This window comes from Paraburkholderia lebeckiae (assembly GCF_050436325.1).
GTDB classification, from domain to species: Bacteria; Pseudomonadota; Gammaproteobacteria; order Burkholderiales; family Burkholderiaceae; genus Paraburkholderia; species Paraburkholderia tuberum.
This window is the reverse complement of record NZ_JBNDLZ010000003.1, coordinates 397,150-423,490: the sequence shown is the minus strand read 5'-3', so window position 1 is coordinate 423,490 and position 26,341 is coordinate 397,150. Positions and strand designations below refer to the sequence as shown.

The window sequence follows — 26,341 nt, the reverse complement described above, 5'->3', positions numbered from 1 at the left end:
CCTGTCTCTTTGTCTGGAATTTTTATAAATCAGCGGTGTTGCCCTTGGAACGGCCCAATTGCTCGTTTTCCGCCTTTCGTAGCGACGATTGGCGGACGCCCGCATGTCCCTGCACTCTAGTAAGCGTGCATCACCAGGCGTTCGGTCTCAGGCGGGAACACGCACCACGCGCCGTCGCGATGCCGGAAGAAAAAAAATCCAAGCGGGCCTGCCGGTAGCAGTAGCTCAACACGCACGCAGTGTCTCTGATTCGAGCGCGCACGCCTGAACCGGGTGACGCGAACCGATGTCGACGAAGTCAGCCCGAGCCATTTTTCCACCTGCGAACGCAAAGACCTCTCTGACGCAACACTCATTCTCTTTTCCTTCACACCAATAGGATTACTAACGTAAAGACACTGACAGGAATTTGAACCGCGGCATCGTGGCGCCTACGCCTGACTAACCTTTAATCCGCGCGCATGACCGAATGCGCCCCTCTGATCTCGTGGCTCGTGTCACGTTGGGCTGCCCAGCGCGTCTGTCGCTGCCGGGCCGTCCCCCGCCACCGGTTGCTCCGCCCGTGATGGCCTTGCGGCGGCCGAGATCGAAAATGCGAACGCAAAGCGCCCGAGCGTGGACGTCGCCAATGCCTCAAACCCGGGGTCGGCAAGTTCGACCTCCAGCGACAGTCCGCGCGAGGTTTCATCAATGATGTGAACGGTTGCATGCTCGACGCCAGCCTCCGCGAGTGCCCACTCCAGGGCGTCTGCCGTTTCGCGCCGTTTCAGCGCCGGCTTGAAAATCTTGCCGACGCCCGTCAGAGGCATCGCATCAATGATCCGTATCCCCTTTGGTAACGCGGCGCGTTCGTTGATCTCGTGACGCAGAAACTCAACCAGTTCTGCTTCGGTTGCGGTTGTGCCTGGCTTCAGTTGGACGTAGGCGACCGGCAACTCACCCGCGTGCATATCGGGGCGTCCTACAGCCGCGGCGATCTGGACCGAGGGATGGCGATGCAGTGGTTCCTCGATTGCCGCAGGATCGACGTTGTGTCCGCCCCGGATAATCAGCTCCTTCTTCCGGCCGGTGAGCCAGAAGTAACCGTCAGGGTCGCAGCGTCCGAGGTCGCCGGTATTGAGCCAGCGCCCGCCGTCGCCAATTTCCATCAAGATGCCATTGTTCTGCTCCGGCCGCGTATAGCCGGCGAACACATTCGGCCCGGAGATAATCAGCTGGCCCACCTCATCCGCAACGCAATCCCGCACATAGCGGCCAGTTCCATCGACCACTACGGCTTTCATTGCCTGCCCTGGAAGACGCAGACCAATCGAACCGATTCTGCGCTCGCCAAGCGGAGGGTTGACGCTGCTAACGCAGGTGCCTTCGGTGAGCCCGTAGCCCTCAAGGATTCTTATTCCTGTGCGATCCTGGAAAGTTCGAAGCAGTTCCACCGGCATGGGGGCGGCGCCGCACAGGCCATACTCGAGTGAACTGATATCGTGCTCGCCAACAGGCACGTCCAGCAGGGATCCGTAAAGTGTCGGCACACCGCTGAAGAAGTTGACACGGTAATGTTCGACAATTTCCCAGAAACGATTTACCACGCCCTTGCCCCGGTACCCTTGCGGTGTGCCGAGCACGACGTGGGCACCGCGCGAGAACGCCAGCAAGCCTGTCACCATCACGGCGTTGACGTGGAAGAGTGGCAAGCCGCAAAAAATCGTTTTCCCCGGACCAATGCTTTCGCCGAAGAATTGCCCCGCGTTCCACGCATTGGCCACTTCGTTGCCATGCCGTCGAATCGCAATCTTCGGCAGCCCCGTGGTGCCGCCCGTGCAGAATAAGGATGAAACATCAGCGTTGCTGATTCGACGCGTGCCGCTGAACGCCTCCTCGGATTCCCTTGCAATGGCGGTATGGAAATCGTGAATGCAGATATGCGCAGGTACTGCGCCGTGAACGACGCCAGACCCATCAGGATGTGCGCACTCGCCACGTTCAAGCATCCGGGCCGCAAGGCCCTTTTCCTCAGGCATGCGGTCGGCCGGGTTCACAAGCACCAGATGCTGCAGGCAAGGGAGCTTGCGCAGCACTGCCTGCACCTTCTGCCAGAGGTCAGTTCCGGGAAACGGCGCCAGCGTGACGAGCACGCTCGCGCATGAGGCGTTGAGCAGTTCGCCGATGGCTTCACTCTCAAGCAGCGGATTGATCGCGCAGACAACCCCGGCGGCTTCTCCGCCCCAGATCACAAAGTGCGTCTCAGGAAGATTGGGCAGAACGTATGCGACAACTGAGTCGCGATGTACGCCCAGGCGCGCAAACATGTTCGCGGTTCGCGTGACATCGCGCACGAGTTCACTGTACGTCCAGCACGCTGCGTTGCGGTGGTCGTCGGCGGTTGCAAAGAACGAAAGTGCGGGTGCCGACGGATTAATCGCCGCGCCCCGGCAGATCATCTCGTAAGTGCTCGACGGCAGATCCGCCGGCAAGCCCTGCGTTTCGATGGCAAGGACTTCGTCCATGTTTGCGATGCCTTTCATGCTGCCTGTTCCACAACGACGTTATGCTGCACGCCCAGATTGATCGAGCGATCGTGGCTGGCGATATGCGCCTCCACGACGTCTCCGACCTTCAGGTACTGCGGCCTTTCCTCCTGCATTTTCAGGAAAAGACGCCATTTTTCCGCGTCAGGCAGTTGCGCCGCGGCGCGTTGCTTTTCGGGCGATGGAATGCTCAGTGCACAGCCAGACGGCGTGCCCGTCGCCAGCAGGTCGCCCGTGCGCAGATCATGCACGCCTGAAAGCTCCGTCAAGGTCTCTGCCGGTCCATAGACAAGACCCGCAGTCGTGTCATTCTGGCGGACGGTTCCATTGACCGTCAGTGTCAGCACGAGCTCCTTCAACTTCGCGATATCGTGTTTCTCAAGGAGGCAAAGGTAAGGGCCGACAGGGCCAAACGTGCGGTAGCTCTTGCCCTTGTAAAACTGCATCTGCGGAATCTGGATATCGCGCGCGGAGTAGTCGTTGACGATCACGACGCCAGCAATGTAGTCATGCAGGTTCTCGTCGGTGACCGTTTCGCGGGACGTGACGTCGCGTTTGAGGACAAGACCCAGTTCGATCTCGTAGTCGAGGAACTGCACTTCCTTGGGCTTCACGACGGTGGAATCGGCAGGAACGATGCAGCTCGTCGCCTTCGTGAAAATCATGTTGAATTTCTTCACATCCGGGTCCATGCCAGACTCGATCATATGCTGGCGATAGTTCGCGCCCTGGCAGATGAACTGCTGGTTGGCTGTCACGGGCGACAACCATTGCACATCCGATTCGGGAATCGTCGGACCGTCCAGTACCGTCAGTCGTTCGACCGGATTGGCCTCGATAAACTCGGCGGTCGACTTGAATTCGCCAGCAATCGGCGTGATGGCGCCATTGGCGACTACGCCCCACTGGGCGCGGCCATCATGAAGGTAATGCAGAACGTGAAGTGCCATTTATCGATCTCCGGATTCTATGGAAGTGGGGTGGTTCAGGCGAAAAGCTTCGCCAACGTGCGCAGCTTGCTCAACGTCAGGTCGGGGCTGCGGCGCAGGTTTCTGAAAAGTGCCACGACGCTCGCGGGTGTGAACCTGGGCTTCGTGAAGCTGCGCGGCATCGTCGGCCCCCATTGGGCCATCGCCTCGCGGCTCACCGCATGGACACCCGTCGGCGCGTCCGCCGTAAAGAGGTCGCCGTCGCAATAGTGCTCGTGCTTGTCGCCCAATGGGTCCTGCCAGTAATCGAAGATCTGGCTGCCCAGCTTATGCCGGCCGATCCCCCACGCGTGCGTCCAACCTTTGTCGCGCAGAATGCGTTGGCCCATGCCAACCGCGTCGGCGTCGACGACTTCGTACGCGCTATGGCTGTAGGTGGGCACGAAGCCTTGTGCAAGCGCGAGCGTATGATGATCGGCTGGCTTGTCGCCGAGATCGAGCCGCATGAATGCGACGGCCGGCGAGCCATCGGGAAGCACCTGGACGTCGCTGGGGATGAGGCCGAAATGCCGCGTATACCACGCGCAGGTTTCCTGGAAGTCGACGAGTTCGAGCACGACGTGTCCGAGCCGGATGATTTCCGGCGCGCCTTCGGGCGGTCGCTGCGTGCCGTTGATCCGGACCGTCGCATCAACGGAGTTGAACGGCAAGGGCGGCCGATGGGACAACGTTGCGGCTGCCGTTTGGCCCCATATCGCATCGACGCGAAAGCCCGAAGGGTCGGCCAGTCGCACCGTATAGCCGCCGCCGGGCAAGGGCGAGCGTTCGACCTCCGAAGCGCCTGGTAGTTTTGCAAGTGCATCAAGATCGACCCTGTTGTCGACCTGTAGCCCAAAGCCAGCGAACCGGGATTTCGGCGCCTTCCGGACGACATAGCAAAAGTGTGAAGCACCCGTTCCCCGCAGTAGAAGGAGCGCGTCGGTGCGTGATACGGTTCGAAGCCCGAAATCATTGAGAAATTGCTCGGCTTTCTCGAGATCCGGCCGGTCGAACATCAGATAGGCTAATGCTGACGCTCTAGTCGTGGGATCGGGATGACGGGCCGGTTGTGCAGTAGTCAGTTTCATGGCGAAAAAGGATTCAGACAGTTCGGACTGCGTATTGGGTTTCCAACGTCGGCGCGCTGATGGGACTACACAGCAACGGAAGACTCTTCCGCACGATACGGTTCACGTCGGTGGCCAGACCGTCGCGCATCAATCTGTGAGTCAACAGCGCGACTGCGCCGCTTCGCGGCATGACGAGCTTGCCCATGAACTTTGCGAGGTTGATCATTGCCTTCGCATGGGGGGCGCCGCTCCTCGTCATAGCTATAAGAATCCTTGGGTCGGCGCGTCCCTGCACCACCCATGCGAGCTTCCAGCAAAGATTGGCGGCGTCCCGAAGTCCTGCAGCCAGGCCCTGCCCGACGAACGGGGGCGTAATGTGGGCCGCGTCGCCTGCGAGAAACATCCGACCATTGCTGAATGCATCAACGGTGCGCGCATGGAAGCGATACACGGACTTGCGCCCGATGATCATGTCGTCGACATTGCCCCAGGGAGAGAGCAACTCCCGGATGCGCGTCTCCGATTCCGTATCTTCGTGATGCTCACCAGGCCTCAGCATGAATTCCCAACGTTCACGGCCGCCAGGCGCGACCCTATGCGGGGTCGCCCGACGGTGATCGCAGATGAACTCCACGTGGTCAACGGGGCACGGAGCATGCCGCGCATCGACGATCAGCCAGTCCTCGGCGAACGTCCTGCCTTTGAATTCCTGCCCAATGAGCCGCCGAACCAGTGAGCTCGCGCCGTCCACGCCAACCAGGTAGGGGGCACGGACTGCATGACGGCGCCCTTGCGGACGAACCCGGCCATGCCGGTTCGACGGCGCAGCGCCGTCCTTTGCTGCTATCTCCACAGTCACTCCGGCTGTTGTCTGTTGTATTTGTGTAAGAGGCTCGCCTTCGGGCCGCCTTTGGTGACATTAAAATCATTCTTGAGCGTTTTGTCAACCTAGACATTACGATCTATACTTAGGCATAACCAAGCTTGGATCCATCATGCCGAAAACTACAACTCCCAAGACAGCAAAGCGTCCCACCCGTGCCGCGCCGGTCGCCCCGGTTGCCGTTGCCGAAGGACCGGAGCCGCGCGGTGCGCGTCGCAAGCGCGAGACGCGCACGCGCCTGCTCGACGCCGCCCTCAGGCTGATGGCCGAAAAGGGCATGGAGGGCGTCGCGATCAATGAAATCACTGAAGGCGCCGATGTCGGCTTTGGCTCGTTCTACAATCACTTCGAATCGAAAGAGGCGATTTACGCGACGCTTGTCGACAACGTGTTCGAGGAATTCGCGAACATGCTGGATCGGCTTGCCGGTGGCGTTTCCGATCCGGCCGAGGTGATTTCCGTCTCCGTGCGCCATACCGTGATGCGCGCCCGGGTCGATCCCGTATGGGGACGCTTCCTGATACGTGAAGGGTTTTCAGCGCGCGCTTTCAGCCGCGGGCTCGGCCAGCGGCTGATGCGCGACATCGCTAACGGTATTGCCGCGAAGCGCTTCGTGGTGGCCGACCCGTTCATCGGACTTCTTTCGGTCGGCGGCACAGTCCTCTGTGTGATTGCCGCCGAGCTGAACTACGTCGCTCCGGGCGCACCCGCGGCAGCCGTCCTCAAGGAACTTGGCTTTAGCGGGGAGCACTTGGCTGAGCGTACGGCTGCAATGCTGCTGCAGACACTCGGGCTCAAGCGCGCGGAGGCGGAGAAGATTGCAGCGCGTCCGCTGCCGGTCGTGGAGGAGACTGTTGACGCCAACTGAGTTCAGGGGTCCGGTCCGATCGGTGCCATCGGTCTGATCGGCCTGAAGTCAGCCGGGTGCGGCCCGGCGAAGAAGCCCGGTCGGGCCGCTAGCGATTAAACTCAATCGCCTGCCAACGCTTTGACGCTAGTAATCAGCTCGCGCTCGTTATCGTCGAGAGCTTCGCTGTGGAACCTCGAAAGATCGTGAAGCGTTCGCGACACAACTCTGACCGGATGAGACGGCGATGGCAAAAATGGCCACGCATGGAGCAGGTAGATGAGTGGCGTGATCTCGCGGCGTTCGCACCAGCGATCAAAGAGCGCGATGCACAGATCATCGACCTCCTTGCGCAAGCAGGGATCGTCGTTCCCGCTGCTGCTGCAAGCATCGGGAACGACTAGCGTAAATGTGCCGGCATAGTTGCAGCGACGGTATGGTGCCATTTCCCTCCCGCCGCGTTGCGCATTAATTCCTGTATCGGCTCAGCCCGCCAGAGCCGGGCATGTCAACGCCGAACTTCTCATACCCGCGGGCATGCGCGCCGGTGCAACGGCGGACACGAACGGCGCCGCCGAAAATTCCCGGACAGCTTCGCCAATTTGAGTGCCTATCCTTCGCACTGCGACTCGATGGCCGTTGACGAGTGCATCGTAGCCGGTCGATACGCGCTGGCTGACTATGCTGCGGCAGGTCAATGTTCGTGAGTCGTTCGACTTGCGTACACTCCAGGTGACGTCAAGCAGCGCGTGTGAGCCCGGCCACGATTCAAAACGCTGCACGTCGACGGAGACCTGATACGTGCGAGCGTCCTCGGCGTGACCAGGCTGGTACGCGTCGGGGCCGCTCGCCTGTCGAGTCGCGGCCGCGAGCAGCGCATTACGGATCTCGTCTGCAAGCGGCGATGCCCAGCGCTCGTTTTCCAGAATCCTGACGCGCGCCGCATCGACCTGTACGACGAACTGGCTCCTTGCGACTGAAGCCGGCACCTTCACCATGCGCATGTCGATCCAGAAGGCCGGACTGACCGAAACATTTGCACGCGTCGGTTCGCTGTCAGTGCCGAGTGTATAGAAGCGGGCCGGCGGGGAAGCGCAGGCGCTCAGCGCGGCCAGACCCATGACGGTCGCGATACGGGCGATTGCGCACCACGCGCGGGATTGGATCAATTTCACCGTTGGTCTCCTTTCTTGCCGAACAGGAGCGCCTGGGGATGACGTTCCAGATAATCGGCGAGCGCATTGAGGGATTGCAGGGTGCGTGTCATTTCTTGCATCGCATCCTGGATGTCCGACTGCAGGGGCGCGGTCTGCCGAAGCGTCGTTTCGGCGGTACTGAAGGCTTTCTGCGCGGCCGCCAGCGTGTCGCGGGCTTGTGGAACGACCTCTGTGTCCATGTGCCCGAACAGCTTGTTGGCGTTTTCAAGTGCGCCGTTAAGGTTGGCTCCTATCTTGTCGAACGGCACCTGATTCAGCTTCCTCGCAATATCGGCAATCTGCACCTGAAGTTCGTCAAGGGTGTTAGGCACAGTCGGCAGTTCAATAGGATTGCGATGAACATCGACGCTCGCCCGAGGCGCTTTCGGAAACATGTCGAGCGCCACGAATAGCTGGCCTGTCAGCAAGTTGCCGGTTCGCAACTGACCGCGCATTCCCTCCATGACGAGGTTTTCCAGCAACTCATGACCACCCTGCGAGTTCGGAGCCGGTAGCGCTTCGTTGGAGCGCCGGCTGAGCCGGTCGGGATACAGCGCCAGCGATACCTTCATGCTGAAACTCTTCTCCTTTTCGTTGTATTCGATACCGATGTCCGTCACCTGCCCCAGCGCGATGCCTCGAAGGTCGACAGGAGCGCCGACAGACAGGCCGCGCAGCGACTGGTTGAACCGCATCACCACATTGAGCGGCGCGCCGTCGGGCTCGCGCATCGCGTCCGACTCGTCCGATGCGAGTCGGAACGCCGCCTTGTCAGCGGCCGGTTGTCCGGCGTCCTGACCCGGCGGCGACTGGAACGCCAGGCCTCCGACGACCACTGTCGCCAGAGATTGTGTATTGAGCTTCAATCCATTCGAATCGAGGCGGAGGTCAACACCGCTTGCGTGCCACCACCTTGTATTGGTGCCGACATACTGGTCAAACGGGGCATTGACGAAAACATTGACGATGACGCCGGTGCCATGCGGATCGAGCGAGAAACCGACCACCTGGCCTACCTGGATGCGATGGTAGAAAATCGGCGCGCCGATATCGACGGAGCCCAAGGAGTCGCCTCTTAGCGTGTATTGATGCCCCGGCTGCCCGGAGGTGACGATCGGCGGTCTTTCGAGGCCGACAAATGCGGTTTGCCTTTCCGAAGACTGCCCGACGTCGACACCGATATACGCGCCCGACAGCAGCGTACCGAGGCCCGAGATGCCGTTAGCGCCCACGCGCGGGCGAACCACCCAGAAACGCGTGCCTCGGCTCGCGAACTTTTCTGCCTGTTTGGTCAGCTCGATCGTGACGATGACGTGCTGCAGATCCTTTGACAGCGCGACCGCCTGTACCGAACCGATCTCCACGTCCTTGTATTTGACCTTCGTTTTGCCCGCCTCCATGCCCTCAGCGTTGCTGAACGTGACCGTGACTGTCGGTCCCTTGTCGGTGACGGATTTGACTACCAGCGCAACACCGATCAGCGCACAGATGAGCGGCACTAACCAGATGAGAGAGGGAATCCAGCGCTTTCGCGACTTGATGTCAGGTCTGGGTGGCGTGGGAAGATGCATCGCTCGGAGAGTAGTTCGAAAATATGAGGTTATTTAGGAGTGCGGACGCCGCTAGAACGGTATTCGTTCATCGCCGTTAACCACGCGCTGGCCCGCAGCGAACGTTGTCCCAGATCAGCCGCGGATCGAACTGATGCGACGCCAGCATGGTGAGAATCACCACCGCGCCGAAAGCCAGCGCGCCCGGACCGGCAGTGACAACGGCAAACGAACCGAAATGCACCAGCGCGACCGTCAGTGCGACAACGAAGACATCGAGCATCGACCACCGGCCAACGCACTCGACGAGCCGATGCAGCCTCGCGCGTTCGAGCGGCTGCCAGTCCGGACTGCGACGGGCCGCTACGATCTGCAGCGTGAGAATGGCGAGTTTGAGCATCGGCACCACGACGCTGGCTACGAACACGACGACGGCGAGTGGCCAGTCGCCTGAAGTCCAGAAGTACGCCACGCCGCCGAGGATCGTGTCGTCCTCCGAGTGGCCGAGGGATGACGCGTGCATGATCGGCAACAGATTCGCGGGTATGTAGGCGAGCGCGGCGGCAAGAACCAGACTCGACGTGCGCGTCACGCTGTCGGGACGGCGCGTGTGCAGCACCGATTCGCACCGCGAGCAGCGCTGCTCTGCGGACGCCGCGATGTGCTTCTGCACCAGTCCACAGGTATGACAGGCTATGAGCCCGGCGCGCCGCGCCGTCATATGCGCCGCCGCCGCGGGCTTCCACCCGAAGAACGTCGGGGCTCGCGGGGCACACCTGTGCTTCACTCTGGTCCAGCGGATCTCAGCGGGTCGTCGAAACTTTATTTCGTCCCGCGTTGACCAGAGCGCGCGCGGGTCGAAAGTCGAGAGAAATGCCAACATCAACGTAAGTGCACCGAATGCAAACAGTCCTGGCCCAGGGATCACCCGCGCCATGCTGACCATTTTCACGATCGTGATGACCACGCCGAGCATGAACACTTCGACCATGCCCCATGGACGGATGAGCTGCACGACGCGAAGCATTCGATTGAAATGACGTACTACCTTGCCAAGGCGCAGCGGAACGAGCACATAGAGAAGGGCGAGGAGTTCGATCAGCGGAAACAGGATCGCCGAACACAAGACCATCGTTGCGACGATGCGCATGTGCCCCGTCCACAACGACTGCACTGCGCCGAATAGCGTCGCCTCCGACGTCATACCGTTGGTCTGCAGTTGTATGACCGGGAAAGCCTGCGCAATACAGAATGTGATCAAAGCTGCAACGGTGAGCGCACCAATCCGGTCGAGGGGCACGCTCGCTCCCTGCGTTCCTTCCAGGCTCGCACGGCAGCGCGAGCAGCTCGCAGTCTGCCCGCCCTGTAGCAGAGGCTTGCGAAACAGCAGATCGCACTCGTGACAGGCGATCAGTTTCTTATAGTCCATACAGGGAACCGGACAACCTGAAGTTCTGGCGCGTTCGATGCACGTGAAGTCCGTCTTGACCTTCCTGCACGTGGGCGCATTCTTATTTCGGATGTGAAACGACTGCTCCGATACCCGCCGGTACAGTCGAGGAAGAGCGGCCTGATCGGCAGGTTGCTCTTCCCATCTTCATCGACAAGCGATCATTGCGCCGACGCTGTTTGCGGCTGGCCCGGCGGCAGTTCGCCCATCGCCTGGAAGAGTGCGACGGTATCGTTCATGCGCTGGCTTGCCGCGCGCACGGCGCCGATCCGTGCGTTGAGAAAGCGCTGCTCGCTGGCATGCTCCGCCGTTGACGGCAGCGAACCCATACGGCGGCGCGACGCGGTATCGTCGAAGCCCGCCTGCGCTGCCTGTGCCGCTGCTTCAGTCGACGCGAGTGTCTGTGCGTCGTTATCCAGTGCGGCAAGCGAATCCGCGACATTCTGGAACGCCGACAGAACGGTCGACTTGTAGTTCAGCACGGCCGCATCGTAAGCATCGATCGACGCCTTGCGGTGCGCGAACAGCGCGCCGCCATGGAAGATCGGTTGCGACAGGCTCGCACCGATCGCCCACAGCCCGCCCGCGCCCGAGAGAACCGCTGGCCAGCTAAAGCCCCCGCGGCCCATCGAGGCCGTCAGCGACAGGCTCGGAAAGAGCTGCGCGGTCGCCGCGCCGACATCGGCGGCAGCGGCCTTCACGGCGGCGTCGGCTGCCTGTACGTCGGGGCGCGAACGCAGCAGGTCCGAGGGCACCACGACGGGCACGTGTTCGGGCAATGTCAGGCTGTCGAGGTCGGGAACGGCCGGCGCGTTGTCCGGCGTGCGGCCCATCAGCACCGCGAGCGCATGGAGGGCTGTGGCGCGCTGCTGGCGTAACGCAGGAAGACTCGCCGCAGCCGAAGCCGCATCCTGCGTCGACGCAAGCGCCTGCGCACGCGAGACCGAGCCGAGTGCGTAGCGGTGCTGGTCCTCGTCCGCGACCGTCCTGGCCACGGCGACGAGCCGTTCGGTAAGCGCGATCTGGCGATCGAGTGCCGCCGCGCTGATCGTCGTACCGACGATGTTTGCCGCGAGCGCGCGCCGCGCCGCCTCCAGTTGATACGCCTGCACGTCTACGCGAGCGGCGCTGGCCGCATTCGCCGAACGCGTCGCACCGAACAGGTCAAAGGTGTAGGACGCGAGAAACTGTCCGGCAAAAAAGTTATAGCGAACCTCGCTGGGGCCAATGCCGGGCACAAGCGGTGAACGTCCGCGATCGACCTGTGCGGCAGCATCGATTGAAGGCAGCGTCGATGCGCCGACCTGGGCGCGCAGTTCCTGCTGCGCGGCTGCGAGCGTCCGCTGCGCAGCCCCGAGCGTGGGGCTGTTGCGCAAGCCTTCCTCGACCAGTGCACTCAGCGCATCCGACCGGTAAAGCTGCCACCATTGCGGAACGCCCACTGCGCCGATATCGAACTGCTGCGCCACGCCGCCCGCTGCGACGGTCTTCGCCGGCTGTGCCCCGGCACCGTAGTGCGCAGGCGAAGGCATCGCCGGGGGCGCGCCGTTGGGGCCGAACGTGCAGGCCGTCAGTGCGATGGCCGCAGCCACGGCCATCACGGATGTCTTGTAGGCGAAGCTCATCATCAAACCTCCATCTGTTCGGCGACGACCGGTTGCGTTCCGCGCTCGTCGTGCCGGACCCTGAAGCACGCCGCGTACAGCGCGGGCAGGAAGAATACGGTCAGTACCGTCGCGATCGTGATACCGCCCATCAGCGCGGTCGCCATCGGACCGAAGAAGCCCGAGCGCAGCAGCGGAATCAGCGCGAGGACGGCGGCGGCGGCGGTCAGCATGATCGGCCTGAAACGCCTTATCGTTGCGCCGATAATCGCGTCGAAGCGCGGCTGCCCTGCCGCGATATCCTGATCGATCTGGTCGACCAGAATCACGGAGTTGCGCATGATGATGCCGAACATGGCAATCACGCCCAGCAGCGCGACGAAGCCGAAGGGCTTGCCGAACAGCAGCAGCGCGGCCACGACGCCAATCAGGCCGAGCGGCGCCGTCAGCACGACGATGAAGGTCCGCGCGAAGTTCTTGAGCTGGATCATCAGCAACAGCAGCACGGCGATGATCATCAACGACATTTCGGCATTGATCGACGTCTGGCCCTTCACGCTTTCTTCGACCGCGCCGCCCACCTGAATGCGATAGCCGACCGGCAGCCTGGCGGTTTGCGCCGCGAGCGCACGTTCGATGTCGTGGGTCACGTCGATGCCCTGCGCGTCGCCGCGCACGTCCGCCTGCACCGTGATGGTCGGCTGGCGGTCACGTTGCCAGATGACGCCGTACTCGAGCGTATTGCGCACGTGGCCGAGCGAACCGAGCGGCACCGGGCCGTTGGGCGTCGGCATCGCGAGGCTCGTGAGCTGCGCCGGATTGACACGTTCGCTCTTTGGCGCACGCAGATCGACGTTGATCAGCTTGTCGCGCTCGCGGTACTGCGTCACCGTGTAGCCCGATAGCGTCATCGCGAGGAAGTTCGACACGTCCTCCGACGTGACACCAAGCTGGCGCGCGCGGTTCTGATCGATCTCGAACGAGATCGAGCGCTCCGCCGGCTCGTCCCAGTCGAACTGGACGTTGCGCGTGCGGGGATCGGCGCGGACCTTGTCCGCCACCGTCTGCGCAATCGAACGGACGGTCGCGATATCGTCGCCGCTCACGCGGAACTTGATCGGGAAGCCGACCGGCGGACCATTCTCGAGCCGTGAGACGCGCGCCCGCACGCCGGAGAAATCCTTCTCGAGCTTGCCGTCGAGCCAACGCATCAGTTCCTCGCGGTTTTCCACGCTTTTTGCGGTAATCACGAACTGCGCGAAATTCGGCTGTTGAAGCTGCTGGTCGAGCGTCAGGTAAAAACGCGGCGCGCCGGTGCCGACGAAGTCGACGAAGTGGTCGATCCCGGCTTTGCCGTCGAGCACCTTTTCCAGGCGCTTCGCTTCACGCAGCGTCGCTTCGAACGAGGCGCCTTCCGGCAAGCGCAGATCGACCAGCAGTTCCGGCCGTTCCGAGTTCGGGAAGAACTGCTGCGGCACGCGCGTGAAGGCCAGCATGGAAATCGCGAAAAGCACGACGGTGACGCCGAGCACGACCCAGCGACGCTCGACGCACCACCCAACCCATCCCGACAGGTGCCGGTAGAAGCCGGTGTTGCCGATTTCATGCGGATCATGGTGCGCACCGCCGGGTTCAGGCTTGCGTTCCGGCAGCAGGTGATAACCCAGCAACGGCACCAGCACTACGGCCGCGAACCACGAAACGATCAGCGCGATGGCCGACACTTCGAAGATCGAACGCGTGTATTCGCCCGTGCTCGATTTGGCGAGCGCAATCGGCAGGAAGCCGCATACGGTGACGAGCGTGCCTGTCAGCATCGGGAATGCCGTGCTGGTATACGCGAACGCTGCCGAGCGCGCCCGGCTCCAGCCCTGCTCCAGCTTCACCGCCATCATTTCAACGGCGATGATCGCGTCGTCGACGAGCAGGCCTAGCGCGAGCACGAGCGTACCGAGCGAAACCTTGTCCAGGCCGATATTGAACATGTGCATGCAAAGCGCCGTCACCGCCAGCACGATCGGAATCGTGATCACGACGACCATGCCGGTGCGCAGGCCGAGCGAGACGAGACTCACGACCAGCACGATCGCCACCGCTTCGCCAACCGATCTCACGAACTCGTCCACCGAGTGCTTGACCGCGTGCGGCATGCTCGAAACCGGCGCGAGTTTCAGACCTGCCGGCAGCGTGGCCTGCAGTTCGGCGGCTTTTGCGTCGAGCGCCTTGCCGAGGTCGATCACGTCGCCGCCCTTTTGCATCGTCACGCCGATGCCGAGCACGGCCTGGCCGCCGACGCGCATCTGGGTTGCCGGCGGGTCGTCATAACCGCGCGTGACCTTCGCGATGTCGCCCAGCCGGAACGTGCGCTTGTTGATGGTGATCAGCATGTCGGAGAGCGCCTGCACATCCTTGAGCGCGCCGCTCGGGCGCACGAACACGCGGTCGTCCGCGGTCGTGATGGTGCCGACGGGCGCCACGGCATTCTGTGCGTCGATCGCCTGCGCGAGCTGTTGCGGCGTGATCGAAAGCCGCGTGAGCTGCGCATTCGATATCTCGACGAAGATGTGCTGATCGGGGTCGCCAAAATAGTCGACCTTCGCCACACCGGGTATGCGCAGCAGGACGGTGCGCAGCCTGTCAGCGTAGTCGTGCAGTTGCGCCGGCGAAAAGCCGTCGCCTTCAAGCGCATAGATGTTGGTGTAGACGTCACCGAACTCGTCGTTGAAAAACGGGCCGACGGTTCCCTTCGGCAGCGTCGCGGCAATGTCGCCGACCTTCTTGCGCACCTGATACCAGGTGTCCGGCACTTCCTTGACGGGCGCGGAGTCCTTCATGGCAAAGAAGATCATCGACTCGCCAGGCCGCGAGTAGCTCTTGATGTTGTCGATATTCGGCGCGGCCTGTAGCTGGCGGCCGATCCGGTCCGTGATCTGTTCCTGCACCTCGCGCGCAGTCGCACCAGGCCAGTAGGTCTTGATCACCATCGTGCGGAAGGTGAACGGCGGGTCCTCCGACTGCGCGAGTTTCGTATAGCCGATCACGCCGAACAGCGTGGCGAGCCCGATCAGAAAGATCACGAGCTGCTGATGACGCAGCGCCCAGGCGGAAAGATTGAAGCTGCCTTCGCCAGATTTGTCTGCCCCGGAAGACGGCACAGGCGCGCTCTCGCGCACGGGTTCTTGGTCGCGGGAGTTCATGACGGGAAATCCTCCCGATGCAGGGGCGCCACCACCTGCACGTGCTGGCCCGTGCTAACGGCGTGTACGCCCTGCACCACGACGCGGTCGCCGTCGCGGAGGCCCGATGCGATGGAGACCGTGCGCTCGTCGTATCGCTGCACCGTCACAGGACGCAGTTCAAGTGTGTCGGTGCCGGTACGCACCACCCAGACAGCAGGGTTCTCGCCCTGATGAAAGAGCGCCGTCACCGGCACGGTGAACGGCTGTGCGCCCGCCGCGTCACCGACAGCATCGAACGCAACAGTGGCCGTCATGCCGAGGCGCACTGCAGGGCTGGGCGCGTTCAGGGTGAGCTTGACGCGCCAGGTGCGGCTTTGCGGATCCGCGCTAGGCGACACCTCGCGCACGCGGGCCTCGAAAATCTTGCCGGGCAACGCGGGCAGGCTCACGCGCGCCATGCTGCCGACTGTCAGCGAGCTCAGCATGCGCTCGGACGCGTCACAGACGATATCTACGTCGCCCGTCCAGTCGAGGTGATAGATGGATTGGGTTGCCTGAACGTTCTGGCCCGTGTCGGCGTCCTCCGAGGTAATCACGCCGTCGTGGTCCGCTGTCAGCGTCGCATAGCGCAGATTGTCCGAGGCGAGCGCCATCTGGGCGAGCGCCGAGTCGCGCTGCGCAACAGCGGATGCGTACGAGTCCTGCGTCTGTTCGAGCTGCGCCGGTGCAATCAGGTTTGCCTGCGCCTGCGCCTGGTCGCGATCGAGCTGCTGCTTCGCGAAGACGAACCGGTGTTCGGCGGCATCGAGCTGCGCTCGCGCGTTAGCAAGGTTACTGCGCAGATCGGTGGGGTCGAGCAGCGCAACGACCTGCCCCGCCTTGACGGCATCGCCGAGGCGAACGCGCCGTTCGATGATCTTGCCGCCCACTCTGAACGAAAGCGCCGTGGAGTAGCGCGCCTGCACCTGAGCCGGCAGCGACGCACTTGCCGTGCGCCCGTCAGCGTGGACGGCCAGGGCGACCACGGGCTTCGGCTCTGGAGCGGCGGCTTCGCGCTGGTGGCATGCCGCGAGCATGACCGCGCAGCAAGCCGCAAGCACCACGCGTGCGCACTGCGGCGATTGGACGAGGGAAGGTAAGAAGCGACGCGCAGGCGCCTGCGCGATAGGGCGGGAATGTTTCACGATGTTCACAAGACGGGTGATAACGCTGGTAAGAAAATTTCCCGATGACGTGCAAACCCGAGTGCCAGCAAGCACGGTTCGCTATCAGCGCGGACGTATAAAACAAGCTTCGTTGATACGTTAGTTGTACGTATCGATGTGCATGGCGGTACTTGCCATCTCGATGTGGTTCCACGCAACCAGCACGTGGGGAGCAGCGCCCCGTTCATGCCTACTGCCCGGTGATCTGCTGGTCTGTCAGCTCAGGCCGAGGACTTGGGATCGACCGCTAACGAAATTTTTTCGCTCAGTCGGCCTCGTTGGGTCCTTCGTACGTCCGGTTGTCGGCGTCTCGGGTGAGATTAGACCCAATACTGAGTCTATTGTCAACTATGACATAAAAATCTAGAATCCGGATATCGAATAATCATGACTACGAAACCGACATGCCACAAGCCCCCAAACCGCGCGCGAGCCGCGCACGCTCTCTCAAGGTGCCAAGTGCGTCCCGCGATGCGATCAATCAAAGCTATCCGCGCGGTGCCCGTCGCAAACGCGAGACGCGCGCGCGCCTGCTCGACGCTGCGCTGAAACTGGTGGCGGCCAAGGGTTTGAGCTCCGTCACCATTAACGAAATCACCGAGGCAGCCGACGTCGGGTTCGGCTCCTTCTACAACCACTTCGACTCCAAGGAAGGCATCTTCACGGCGCTCATCGAATGGCTGTTCGAGGAATTTGCGGATACGCTCGATCGCCTCGCCGCGGGGTTGTCCGATCCAGCGGAAGTGATCGCCGTCTCGGTCCGTCACACGCTCCTGCGGGCCTACCGCGAGCCAGTTTGGGGGCAACTTCTCATTCGCGAAGGTTTGTCACCACGCCTGCTCAACAGGGGCCTCGGCCTGCGCCTGCTGCGCGATAGCGAGAAGGGCATTTCAGAAAGGCGCTTTGTGATCGCGGACCGGCTCATGTCTGTTATCTCCGTGATTGGCACGGTGCTCGCGGGAATTGCCGCCGAACTGCAACTGGCCATCTCGTCGAAGCGGACCGTTCGTGGTGCGCGAAAGGTGCTTCGCTCGAAGGAAGAGAAGTTTGCCCAGCGAACCGCCGCCATTGTGTTGCAGGCGTTCGGTCTCACACGTGTAGAGGCGGAGCGGATCGCGCGACGTCCACTGCCCACCGCTCCCGACGCTCCGACCTCGCAGTGACAGTGCAACTAGCGCGGCGTTTCCGAACCGTCGCAGGTGCGGCCGCCCGGTGCGGTGTCGGGTTGGTGGGTGGGCGGGGCCGGTGCCCGGACGTCGAGTCGGGCGATCGCGACGGCGGTCAACTCTGGTAAAGCGCACTCGCGAGATAGCGGTGGCGCAGTTCCCGCAATGCCGATGCGAGGATGGCGCTGACCGGCAACGCGAGCAGCACGCCGAAGAATCCGAACAGCCGCCCAAAAGCCAGCAACGCAAAGATGACCGCGAGCGGATGAAGGCCAATGCGCTCGCCAACCAGTCTCGGCGTCAGCACAAAGCTTTCAAGAATCTGGCCGACGCCATACACCGCGACCACCACGGCCAGCCCATACCAGTCACCGAATTGCAGCAGCGCCGCGAGGAGCGCGAACGCGAGGCCGGTCGCAAAGCCGATGTAGGGAACGAATACCGCAAGCGCGCTAAACAGGCCGACGGGCACCGCCAGATCCAACCCTGCAATCGTCAGCACAGTCGGGTAAAACACGGCGAGCACTGCAATCACCAGCAGTTGCCCGCGCAGATACTGCGACATCATGCAATCGATCTCTCCGACGAATTCCCGTGTCTTGCCGAGCCAGCGCCGCGGCACAAAGCTCGCCATGCGCGCGAACGCCTCGTGCCTGTCGTAGAGCAGATAGAACAGGACGAGCGGCATCAGCACCGCATTGCTCACGACATTGATCATCACGTTGCTGCTGGTGCGCAGGTACTGCCATACGGCAAGCACTGCGCCCTGCCCGTCCGCTTTGAGACGGGCCGTCAGTACCTCGCGGATATTCGTCACGTCGAGCGAATAATCCAGTCCCAGAAAAGCCAGACGCGGCTTCAGCCATCCATCGAGTTTTGCGACGATAAATGGAATTTGCCTGATGAGTTCCGGCCCTTCCTTCTGGACAACTACGCACATGAGCAGCATGACGAGTGCGACGGACAGAGCAAACAAAGACATCATCACCAGCGCCGCAAGGCCGCGCGGAATGCGATGGCGTACCAGCCACTCCACGCCCGGCTGCAAAATGTATGCTGCGAGCGCACCGAGCAGAAACGGCGTGAGAACGGCACGCAGGTTCCACAGCAACACGCCGGCCGCTAACGCAACGGCGCCCCAAAACAGAGATTGACGATGGTATACAGTCATAAGCGCCCCCACTGGGCGAGTGATCGAGTGGCTTTCTTCGTTCGGTCGAAGCATCGGCGGAAGCATCCGTCTTAACTGCGGAGCCGGCGATGCCGAGGTCGCCGCGCGGCGCATCCGTCAGATCGCCGTCGCGCCGCTAGCCGCGCTGTGGGTCCGCCTGGTATCACCCTGCTGGCGCGACGGGTCTTGCGGCGTCGCCGGCTTGCTGGTGCCTGTCTGCGATTGGCCGGTGACTTCGATCCACAATGGATGCGCCATCGGATCGAGCGGCGACATCATTGCCGGTGCTGGCGTCGCGGGAACGACAATCGCGATGACGGGAGGCGCGGGCATCACCGTCGTGGAACAACCGCAGACCGCCACAGCAACCGGGAACGAGCATAGCAAGGCGAAAAAGAAGCGCGGTCGTCGCGTCATTCCTGCCACCGATGCAGCGAATCGTTGAGGTCTGGTTGAGCAGTCATGGGTGACATTTCCACGGTTGATGCAGCGAGCGCTGGCATTGCGGCGACTCGCCTACAGCAACTTCGCGGACGGGCCATTATGTTGATGATATTATCATATTAGCGTGTTCAGTCAATATTGACTCTATAGATCGAACCGCGCTGCATCCGCCATCGCCGGTACGCCGTGCGCTGCGCTGCCGGTCTGATCCCCGGTCAGTTCGCAGACGCGCAGAGCGCTCAGTGCGTCAGGACACTCGGGTGCGCGGCGAGGCGCTCGACTTCGAGTAGCGCCTGACCAAGCACATCGATAGCTCCATTCGTGGTGGAGGCCGTAGCAGCGCTGCGCAACGCGTGCTGAACGATGTCGTGAATGACGTCCGTGTTCGATGATCCGGCGTGGAACGTTAGTTGGTTTGCCATAAGTATTCCTGCGTAAAAACGAAGCGTGTTTTCAGGTGGACGCAGTATAAGCAAAGCGCGCCGCCATTCGACGCGCGCAATTATGAGTTGCGAGATCTTCAATACACGGTTTGCGTGAATCGCGAATCGCTGACATAAGAACAGCAAGCGGAACGTATTCCGATACCCAGCGGATGCCGTCGAAGCGAATGTGCTGCGTGTCATCCAGACGGTCCGTACCGCCCCTGCCTCCAGACACACTAAAGAAGCGCGCACCGCTTCAGCGCAATCGGCTACGACCTTGCAGCGACGGCAACTATCCGTTGCCCCGGGGATGCTTGTAAGCAGACGGTAAGCGACTAAACTGGCACTCAACGAACTGGCAGACAGCACTCAAGGCCTCGCCAGACCGTCGTTCCCCAAACACCGCGTCTCCTGCACCCGACGCTCGATATGGAGTCTGATCATGCCAAAGTCGAAGAGATTCATCCCCGCCCCTGTTGTCGCGTCGATCCTGTCGTTCTCGACCGCCGCATTCGCTAACAACAATGGTCCGCAAACGTATGAGCAAGCGGCTGTGCAACCGGTTCAGCGTCAAACGGTCGGCTACCACGAACGCATGAGCGCCGATACGCAACATGCAATGGACTTTCAGGCGGTGTTAGCCCGCGTGGAAGCCCAACGACAGGCGTTCAACAACTACGGCGGGATGACTAGTTCGTCCGCTTTCCTCCCGTCAGACAACGTAGCGTCCGATAGACCCGTCGACTTTAGTACCGCAACAGCGTCCTGGCGTTACAAGGCAACCTTGGCCGCGCGTTGATACGGCCTGCAGCTGCTAATCGCATCAAACTCAACACAACCAACTGTAGAGAATTGAAATGAAAAAGACCTTCGTTGTACTGTTTGCATTCCTTACTAGCACGTCCGTGCTTGCGCAAAGCAACATGCCGCAGCAATTGCCGTCGCAGCAGCCGGCGTCCGCCGGGCAACCGTCCACGAAGCAGCTTTCACAGGGCGGCCCGCAGCTTCCGCAACCTCCACAGCTTCCGCAGCTTCCGACACAAGCGTCGACGCAAGTCCCGAGCCAGCTTCCGAAATAACCCGTATGGCAGCGCATCCCGCGCAGCCATACCTGAGAGACCGGCGAATGTCGCGGCTACCTGATGCCGTTCATCGCCGTAGGCGCGCGCGATGCACGACGGCGTTTGCGGCGATTCGTTCATGACGTCGCCAAATCGCTGGCCGCGAGACCCAGGTTTTTTGAGCAATGGACTGCTCTCAACGCCTCCCCCGGCAATTCGATGAGGCGCTGCCGTCTTCGCCGGCTGCCTGCGGGTTTCCGCGATCACATGGACCGCCATCGGCGTGACCGGCCATGCCGGCATGATCCGGAGTAGTCGTCCAGTGGCTCATTCATCGCGACGATTGGCGCCGGAACAGGCTGATACCCAAGTCAGGCGTTGCAAACGGCGGATTTCGCCGACGCTGTGTGTGGGTTGAACTGTCCACCTGGCGACACCGTGACGGTTCGCTTGCCGTCTCCCACGGTGCGTGAGCGTCCAGGCGCCCGCCTGCGCGGCGTCGGTCCCTTCCGTCGGCCCATATGCGGCCAGGAACACGTCGGCCGCTCTTTGAACGACTTTGGCGATGTTGCGCGCACTGGTATCTGCCGGCAGACCGAGCAGGCAGAGTTCCAACAGCTCCGCCGCATACAGCTCACGCAAATGCGCTGTCGCGATAGCTGCGTTACAGCTGCGCAGCTTCCCGGCGTCAATCAATTGCTGCACGAAGTCGGTCACCACTTTCCAGCCGGGCTTCGGCCCGCGCTCGTAGAACAGAGCGCCGACGTTCGACCGGCCACCTTCGAAATGCGCGAGGCGGCGCACCGCGAGCAGTTGCGGTGTCAGCACCGCAACCAGACAGTGCTTGCCAAAGCTCACCAGCGCGTCGGAACCGGCACGGTGGCCTTGAGTCGCTCGAATGCAACTCCTACTCCTTGTTGCGCGGCGGCGCCCATAAACTCGGCGAACATCTCCTCTTTCGACTCGAAGTAGTTGTAGAGCGTGGCCTTTGATACGCCTGCCCGCGCCGCAATCTCGGACATCGACGCCTGCTCAACCCCAATGCGCTGAACACCTCAAAGGCCACGCCAACGGTCACCTGCCGCTTTTCTTCTGTTTTCAACCTCATCTTCAATGCGCTCCTTTGGTCTGCACGACCCATCAACGACATGCCGTCGACGGCGACGCCCTAGACCGGTCCTCGACTTTCAATGTGATGATCCCATCATATATGATACGTACGGTTTACTTATGTGGAGGTCAATGATGATGCAGATAACTAGGCTGTGCAGTATTTAAGTTGGGTAAATCGCACGCTGACCCGCCGGGCACAGGCACTGGTCGTCTTTGGCGATATAGATGAAGTCAGTCCGATCAAAAGCGGCGGTCAGCCTTTGCGCCGAAGGTTTGGTTCTTTGGCACCAGTGCAGCGACAGCCACATCAATTCGACATTGCGCTGGCACTCCCGCTCCAGGCGTCGGCTAAACTGCACACGATCGAGATAACCGTAGATATAGATCTTCAGCAGCACGGGCAGGTGGTAAGAAGGTCACCCGGTGATCGCCGGCGTGGTGCCTTAGAAATCGAGGGATGTCAGCTGGCGATTACGGCGCCATTGCTGGCGTCGGTGTCGGCGTCGCGCTAGCGGTTCCGTCGATCAATACTGCGGTCCTTGCGAATGTCGATCCGCGATCCGTCGGTACTGCTTCAGGCGTGCTGAACACGGCGCGTCAAACTGGAGGCGCACTCGGAGTAGGTGTCTTCGGATCGCTCGCCATCGGAACGGCCGGCAACCCGGTCAGCGGGCTGCACGCGGCGGTCATGATGGCTGGCGCTTTCATGGCGGCGGGCGTGATAATGGCGATTACGGGTTTGAAACCGGCAGGATCGGTGGAACGGTCTGGAGCGGCTTGCCAAAGCATTCGACGGTGAGACCGTTGTAGATGTAATAGGCTCCAAGCCACCCTGCTCTGCCGTTTGCTTGTCCGTCGGCCGAATGGCCGCCTTGAGATGGTGATGCGACACGGCGTTCGGCCGGCATACTAAGGAACTCTGCCAGTGCCGACAAGCGGGGCCAAGCCGATTCTATCGAGCAGGCACGCTGCTCGCCCGAGGCCATTGTTGACGCGTCCGCGCATTGAAGTCATTGACTAATCGGCTGATCCAGGCGTGCAGTAGTGAGCAAACTGCTCTGCGGAGAGCGCGAAGCCGTTCCGCTTGGCGAGTTCCCAAGGACGTTCGCATTGGTGCGTGGATTCACACCAAGAATACCCAGCCGAACCAATACAACCATGCGCATCGCGATCTGCACCGGCAACAGGTGACGGGCTGCTGGGCGGCGAGGTCGCGCAGGCGCTTAGCAAGCATGTCATCGTGACAGTGGCCAGGCAAAGAGAAAAGTAGTCTCGACGCATAGAATGAGTCCCGGATTGTGTGATGTCGGATGTTGGTTTGTTTGCCGTTTGCGAGTCGCGCAATAGCGCTTGTGGGCTACCGGCAGCGAGTCGCTGCCGGTTCCGACCGCGCTCGATGCTAACGGCCAATCTGCTGTATTCCCGCCAGTCGCCAGGCCTGGTCGCCGTGCCCTTCGCCCACGATGTTCCAAACCTCCTCAAACGGTTGCGCCGTCTGCGCGTCCTCGTCTTCGCGCATCTGGCCGTGAAAGCGAAGGCTAACCAGCGTTTCGCTGCCATTGTGTTCCGTGGCCAACAATTCCACGTCCAGCTGCGTGATTTCCGTATGGCTCGGCTGTTTACCCCGATCTTCCAGGTCCCGCTTGATCACCGCGAACATTTCCGGGGTTGTCAGCTCGAAAAGGTCGCCTTGTTCGTTCTGGTCCCAGGCGCGTTGCAGACGCAGGAACAAGGTCTTGGCCGATGCAAGCAAGACCGCCTGATCGAGCCCGACAGGCAGCCCCGACACTGTCGTTGTTTGTGCCGCTGCGGCGGGATTCATTGCTGTGCGCGGCCAGGCACCGAAATTCGCTTCAGGCGCCGCCTGCCCGCTCTGATTCATGAGCAAGGAGCCGTTCATGCGCTGCCCGTTCGCCGCGTCGTGCCCATAAGCGAGATCCGGACGGCGCCGGTTGGCAATGAAGCGGAACAGCATGATGCCGGCGACAATCACGAGGCCAATCACCACTACGCTCGACAGCATCTGGGCCAGCCCCTCACCCAGCCCCAACGACGACATCAGCGCGGCAATGCCGAGTCCTGCGGCCAGGCCGGCGAGCGGGCCCATCCAGCGGTTGCCTGGCTTCGCGGCAGCGGCCGCCGGCGCGGCCTGCTGCGCCGGTTGAGCTTGCTGGCTCCGTTGGCCTTGCCCGGCCGGCGACGCCGTCTGCCACTGGCGGCCGACGCTACTACCACCGCCAATACGCTTCGCTTCGGCATGGTTGGATGCGACAGTACCCGCGAGGAGCAGTAGCGCCATGGCCAGTACACCGGTACCGCGCGTCACGACAACCGCAAGGCGTCGCAGCTGATTGATTGTGTGCGAATACATAAGAATCTCTTTCGTGTAGGACGGAAATTCGCGAAGGTCGCCCGAACGCGTCTTTCCATCGCGGACCGCAAATAGCGAGCAATACCGCTCATACGATGCCACCGTAGCCGTGCAAGCGTGGCTTGCTTAGACGGCATCAGGCTCAGCGCTCCAGGTGCACTCTCGTTGACTCGCGCGGCGCCTCGCGGCGCGCGCCTAGCGCCTGCGGACGATCGAAGAAACGGCGCGGGCAAGCGAGAGATCGAGGGCGCCGCGCCAGTCTTTCGCAATCGACGTCACCACGACCGGGGTCGCACCTGGCACCTGGCACCTGGCACCTGGCACCTGCGCCTACACCTGGCAACGCTTATCGAGTCCGCGGCGCGGGCCGTTGACGTCGGAGAGATTGACGGTGGCCCGGGAAACCAGCCAGGCCATCGGGCGGAACACAAACTGGGTGCGTTGGCGCGCGAAGCTGCGCAAGCTTGCGCCTTCAATGTCGCAGGACTTGAACAGGACTTGCATGAGACCTCCATCAGAAACAGAAAGAAAGACTGGTTAGCGGAACAACGACCGCCGGGGCGGAAGCCTGTGTGCTTAGTCGTTGAAGCCAGTTTATCGGTTTAACGCGCCATTACAATCACCTTTCACACAATAGATACTTGGTGCGTCTGCAACGTCACTCCAGTGGGCGCAAAGCAATTACAGACGACAAAACGCCGGAGCGAATGACGAATTCGCGCCGGCGCAAAATGCAATGAAACGCTAATACTGGAAGGGGATGGAATGCCGCTCTGCGCGGCTGAATGCAGGCCCCGTTGCCGACGATGAAGCGGCGCTCGATGCCGCTCGCCGTGTGTCACCGCGCCGAACGGTTCATACCACCCCGCGAGTTCCGCTAGATCAAGGTCCTGGCGCACGTGCTCGTCGGTGTCAAACAACACGACTTCTCGCCCCTTCTGGATTCGCGTTAGCGCGACAATCTGCTCCTTGAAGCGCCCCTCGGAGATCGCGCGGGGCGCCCGGTGGTGAGATTCCAGCGCTAGGGCGTCTTGCTGTTCGCGCGAAATGCCATATTTCTGCGCGACGTTCTCCGCTGTGATACCCATCGGCACCGCATGGAACGTCGTTCAATGCTCCGAGCATCATGTCGATCAGACGCGCGTCACCCATGCGGGCGCCGAAGCGCGCTTCCGCTGTCATGTATGGAGCGCGGCTCATGTTCTCCGCGCCCCCGCCGATCGCCACGTCCGCGTCGCCGACCAGGATCGTTTGCGCGGCGGAGACGATTGCCTGCAACCCCGATCCACACAGCCGGTTGACCGTAAACGCCGGCGTCGCCTTGGAGACTCCACCAACGAGTGCAGCGACGCGGGCCAGATAAAAGTCCTTCGGTTCAGTAGCGATGACGTTACCGAATACGACATGGCCGACCTCATTGCCCGCTACCTGCGCGCGCTCCAGCACCTCGCGCACCACAATCGCGCCGAGCTCTGTCGGTGGATAATCTTTCAGACCACCACCAAATTTTCCAATGGCCGTGCGCACACCGCTGACAACAACGACTTCTCTCTGCATGGGTTCCTCCTTGATTTGCTTCTGCGCTCTTCTTGAAACGACGAGCTGCCGCGTAGTCATGTATTTGCATAGTTCGGACCGCCACCATCTTCAGGCGTGACCCGATACTCTGCGTCGGATCCTCGGAAACTGCGCGCGATGTAGTCCAGTGTGCAGCGGCACGTCTTGTCCAAATGGATAGGCCGTCAGTTCGTCTGGCCGACGGCCGGCGATCTACTAGTCTTTTATCCAGTAAGCAAACGCCAGGCTGGACGCCTTTCTCCACCGCCAATTGGTGAAGGTGGGTCCGCGCATCGTCATCGTTATCCGTTCTGGCGCGGCCGCGGAAGGTCTCTGAGTCCGTGCTCTCCGGCATGATCGCCCGCCCCTTATTCTTCTTTTACGATACGGTACAGTATAGTTATATAAGCCACTCACATCAACCAAAATAAACTGCACAGTACAGGCATACCAAGATCACAACTTTGAAAGCGCGAAGGCCGGTCAGAGGCGACACCCGCCTCGCGCCCTAGAGCCGTCCATACGGCCGGTGGCCGCCGGCGTGCGCAAACGCCGC

Annotated in this window: 20 protein-coding genes and 4 pseudogenes; 5 read left to right on the top strand and 19 right to left on the bottom strand. The window is 61.7% G+C overall.

The window, feature by feature from the left end; genetic code table 11:
• Nucleotides 1–497 precede the first annotated feature (497 nt).
• The 4 genes and pseudogenes from OKW44_RS19940 to OKW44_RS19925 form a co-directional block, all read right to left on the bottom strand.
• The gene (locus OKW44_RS19940; RefSeq protein WP_018417939.1) at nt 498–2,522 is read right to left on the bottom strand and encodes an acyl-CoA synthetase; all 2,025 of its coding nucleotides are present in this window, start codon (nt 2,520–2,522) and stop codon (nt 498–500) included.
• On the bottom strand, nt 2,519–3,475 hold the full coding sequence (locus OKW44_RS19935) for a fumarylacetoacetate hydrolase family protein (RefSeq protein WP_018417938.1): 957 nt from the start codon (nt 3,473–3,475) through the stop codon (nt 2,519–2,521). The genes OKW44_RS19940 and OKW44_RS19935 overlap by 4 nt, the downstream gene beginning before the upstream one ends.
• A gap of 35 nt (nt 3,476–3,510) precedes the next feature.
• A complete protein-coding gene (locus OKW44_RS19930) occupies nt 3,511–4,581 on the bottom strand; it encodes a VOC family protein (protein ID WP_026225367.1) in 1,071 nt (356 codons plus the stop codon).
• 124 nt (nt 4,582–4,705) lie between these two features.
• Nucleotides 4,706–5,356: pseudogene (locus tag OKW44_RS19925) on the bottom strand (FAD-dependent monooxygenase); the annotation flags it as partial.
• Nucleotides 5,357–5,558: 202 nt separating this feature from the next.
• Here OKW44_RS19925 and OKW44_RS19920 point away from each other — a divergent pair.
• Nucleotides 5,559–6,314 carry a TetR/AcrR family transcriptional regulator gene (locus OKW44_RS19920; RefSeq protein WP_018417935.1) on the top strand — a complete coding sequence of 252 codons (756 nt, stop codon included), beginning with the start codon at nt 5,559–5,561 and terminating at the stop codon, nt 6,312–6,314.
• 101 nt (nt 6,315–6,415) lie between these two features.
• On the opposite strand, the gene OKW44_RS19915 is transcribed toward OKW44_RS19920, so the two are convergent.
• From OKW44_RS19915 to OKW44_RS19885, 7 genes are all read right to left on the bottom strand, one after another.
• On the bottom strand, nt 6,416–6,739 hold the full coding sequence (locus OKW44_RS19915) for a hypothetical protein (protein WP_018417934.1): 324 nt from the start codon (nt 6,737–6,739) through the stop codon (nt 6,416–6,418).
• Between the two features lie 39 nt (nt 6,740–6,778).
• Nucleotides 6,779–7,468, bottom strand: coding sequence for a PqiC family protein (locus OKW44_RS19910; RefSeq protein WP_018417933.1), 690 nt, complete (start codon nt 7,466–7,468; stop codon nt 6,779–6,781).
• Nucleotides 7,465–9,060, bottom strand: a complete 1,596-nt coding sequence (locus tag OKW44_RS19905; RefSeq protein WP_026225366.1) for a PqiB family protein — start codon at nt 9,058–9,060, stop codon at nt 7,465–7,467. The genes OKW44_RS19910 and OKW44_RS19905 overlap by 4 nt, the downstream gene beginning before the upstream one ends.
• A gap of 76 nt (nt 9,061–9,136) precedes the next feature.
• On the bottom strand, nt 9,137–10,468 hold the full coding sequence (locus OKW44_RS19900) for a paraquat-inducible protein A (protein WP_018417931.1): 1,332 nt from the start codon (nt 10,466–10,468) through the stop codon (nt 9,137–9,139).
• A 182-nt stretch (nt 10,469–10,650) separates the two neighbouring features.
• Nucleotides 10,651–12,114 carry an efflux transporter outer membrane subunit gene (locus OKW44_RS19895; protein ID WP_026225365.1) on the bottom strand — a complete coding sequence of 488 codons (1,464 nt, stop codon included), beginning with the start codon at nt 12,112–12,114 and terminating at the stop codon, nt 10,651–10,653.
• Between the two features lie 2 nt (nt 12,115–12,116).
• Complete coding sequence (locus OKW44_RS19890; RefSeq protein ID WP_018417929.1) at nt 12,117–15,290, bottom strand: efflux RND transporter permease subunit; 3,174 nt, start codon at nt 15,288–15,290, stop codon at nt 12,117–12,119.
• The gene (locus tag OKW44_RS19885) at nt 15,287–16,348 is read right to left on the bottom strand and encodes an efflux RND transporter periplasmic adaptor subunit (RefSeq protein WP_018417928.1); all 1,062 of its coding nucleotides are present in this window, start codon (nt 16,346–16,348) and stop codon (nt 15,287–15,289) included. Before OKW44_RS19885 ends, OKW44_RS19890 begins: the two co-directional genes overlap by 4 nt.
• Before the next feature lie 533 nt (nt 16,349–16,881).
• Here OKW44_RS19885 and OKW44_RS19880 point away from each other — a divergent pair.
• Entirely contained in the window at nt 16,882–17,640 is a 759-nt protein-coding gene (locus OKW44_RS19880; RefSeq protein ID WP_429411142.1) for a TetR/AcrR family transcriptional regulator, read from the top strand.
• Between the two features lie 118 nt (nt 17,641–17,758).
• Here OKW44_RS19880 and OKW44_RS19875 read toward each other — a convergent pair whose 3' ends face one another.
• A complete protein-coding gene (locus OKW44_RS19875; protein ID WP_018417926.1) occupies nt 17,759–18,814 on the bottom strand; it encodes an AI-2E family transporter in 1,056 nt (351 codons plus the stop codon).
• Nucleotides 18,815–18,833: 19 nt separating this feature from the next.
• Between OKW44_RS19875 and OKW44_RS19870 the strand changes: the two genes are divergently transcribed.
• Nucleotides 18,834–19,259 carry a hypothetical protein gene (locus OKW44_RS19870; RefSeq protein ID WP_018417925.1) on the top strand — a complete coding sequence of 142 codons (426 nt, stop codon included), beginning with the start codon at nt 18,834–18,836 and terminating at the stop codon, nt 19,257–19,259.
• Nucleotides 19,260–19,497: 238 nt separating this feature from the next.
• Here the strand turns inward: OKW44_RS19870 and OKW44_RS19865 are convergent, their stop codons facing one another.
• Entirely contained in the window at nt 19,498–19,680 is a 183-nt protein-coding gene (locus tag OKW44_RS19865; RefSeq protein ID WP_018417924.1) for a hypothetical protein, read from the bottom strand.
• Nucleotides 19,681–20,125: 445 nt separating this feature from the next.
• Here OKW44_RS19865 and OKW44_RS19860 point away from each other — a divergent pair, with 445 nt between their 5' ends.
• Nucleotides 20,126–20,482 carry a hypothetical protein gene (locus OKW44_RS19860; RefSeq protein WP_018417923.1) on the top strand — a complete coding sequence of 119 codons (357 nt, stop codon included), beginning with the start codon at nt 20,126–20,128 and terminating at the stop codon, nt 20,480–20,482.
• A gap of 772 nt (nt 20,483–21,254) precedes the next feature.
• On the opposite strand, the pseudogene OKW44_RS19855 reads toward OKW44_RS19860, so the two are convergent.
• Nucleotides 21,255–21,852, bottom strand: a pseudogene (locus OKW44_RS19855) (TetR/AcrR family transcriptional regulator); the annotation flags it as partial.
• A gap of 166 nt (nt 21,853–22,018) precedes the next feature.
• Nucleotides 22,019–22,300 (bottom strand): annotated as a pseudogene (locus tag OKW44_RS37015) (transposase); the annotation flags it as partial.
• Nucleotides 22,301–22,314: 14 nt separating this feature from the next.
• Here OKW44_RS37015 and OKW44_RS19845 point away from each other — a divergent pair.
• Nucleotides 22,315–22,656, top strand: coding sequence for an MFS transporter (locus OKW44_RS19845; protein ID WP_018417921.1), 342 nt, complete (start codon nt 22,315–22,317; stop codon nt 22,654–22,656).
• 218 nt (nt 22,657–22,874) lie between these two features.
• On the opposite strand, the gene OKW44_RS19840 is transcribed toward OKW44_RS19845, so the two are convergent.
• From OKW44_RS19840 to OKW44_RS19825, 4 genes and pseudogenes are all read right to left on the bottom strand, one after another.
• Nucleotides 22,875–23,138, bottom strand: a complete 264-nt coding sequence (locus tag OKW44_RS19840) for a hypothetical protein (RefSeq protein WP_084753960.1) — start codon at nt 23,136–23,138, stop codon at nt 22,875–22,877.
• Nucleotides 23,139–23,256: 118 nt separating this feature from the next.
• On the bottom strand, nt 23,257–24,228 hold the full coding sequence (locus OKW44_RS19835) for a Tim44 domain-containing protein (protein WP_018417920.1): 972 nt from the start codon (nt 24,226–24,228) through the stop codon (nt 23,257–23,259).
• 330 nt (nt 24,229–24,558) lie between these two features.
• A complete protein-coding gene (locus OKW44_RS19830; RefSeq protein ID WP_018417919.1) occupies nt 24,559–24,732 on the bottom strand; it encodes a hypothetical protein in 174 nt (57 codons plus the stop codon).
• Between the two features lie 326 nt (nt 24,733–25,058).
• Nucleotides 25,059–25,785 (bottom strand): annotated as a pseudogene (locus OKW44_RS19825) (thiolase family protein); the annotation flags it as partial.
• Nucleotides 25,786–26,341 lie beyond the last annotated feature (556 nt).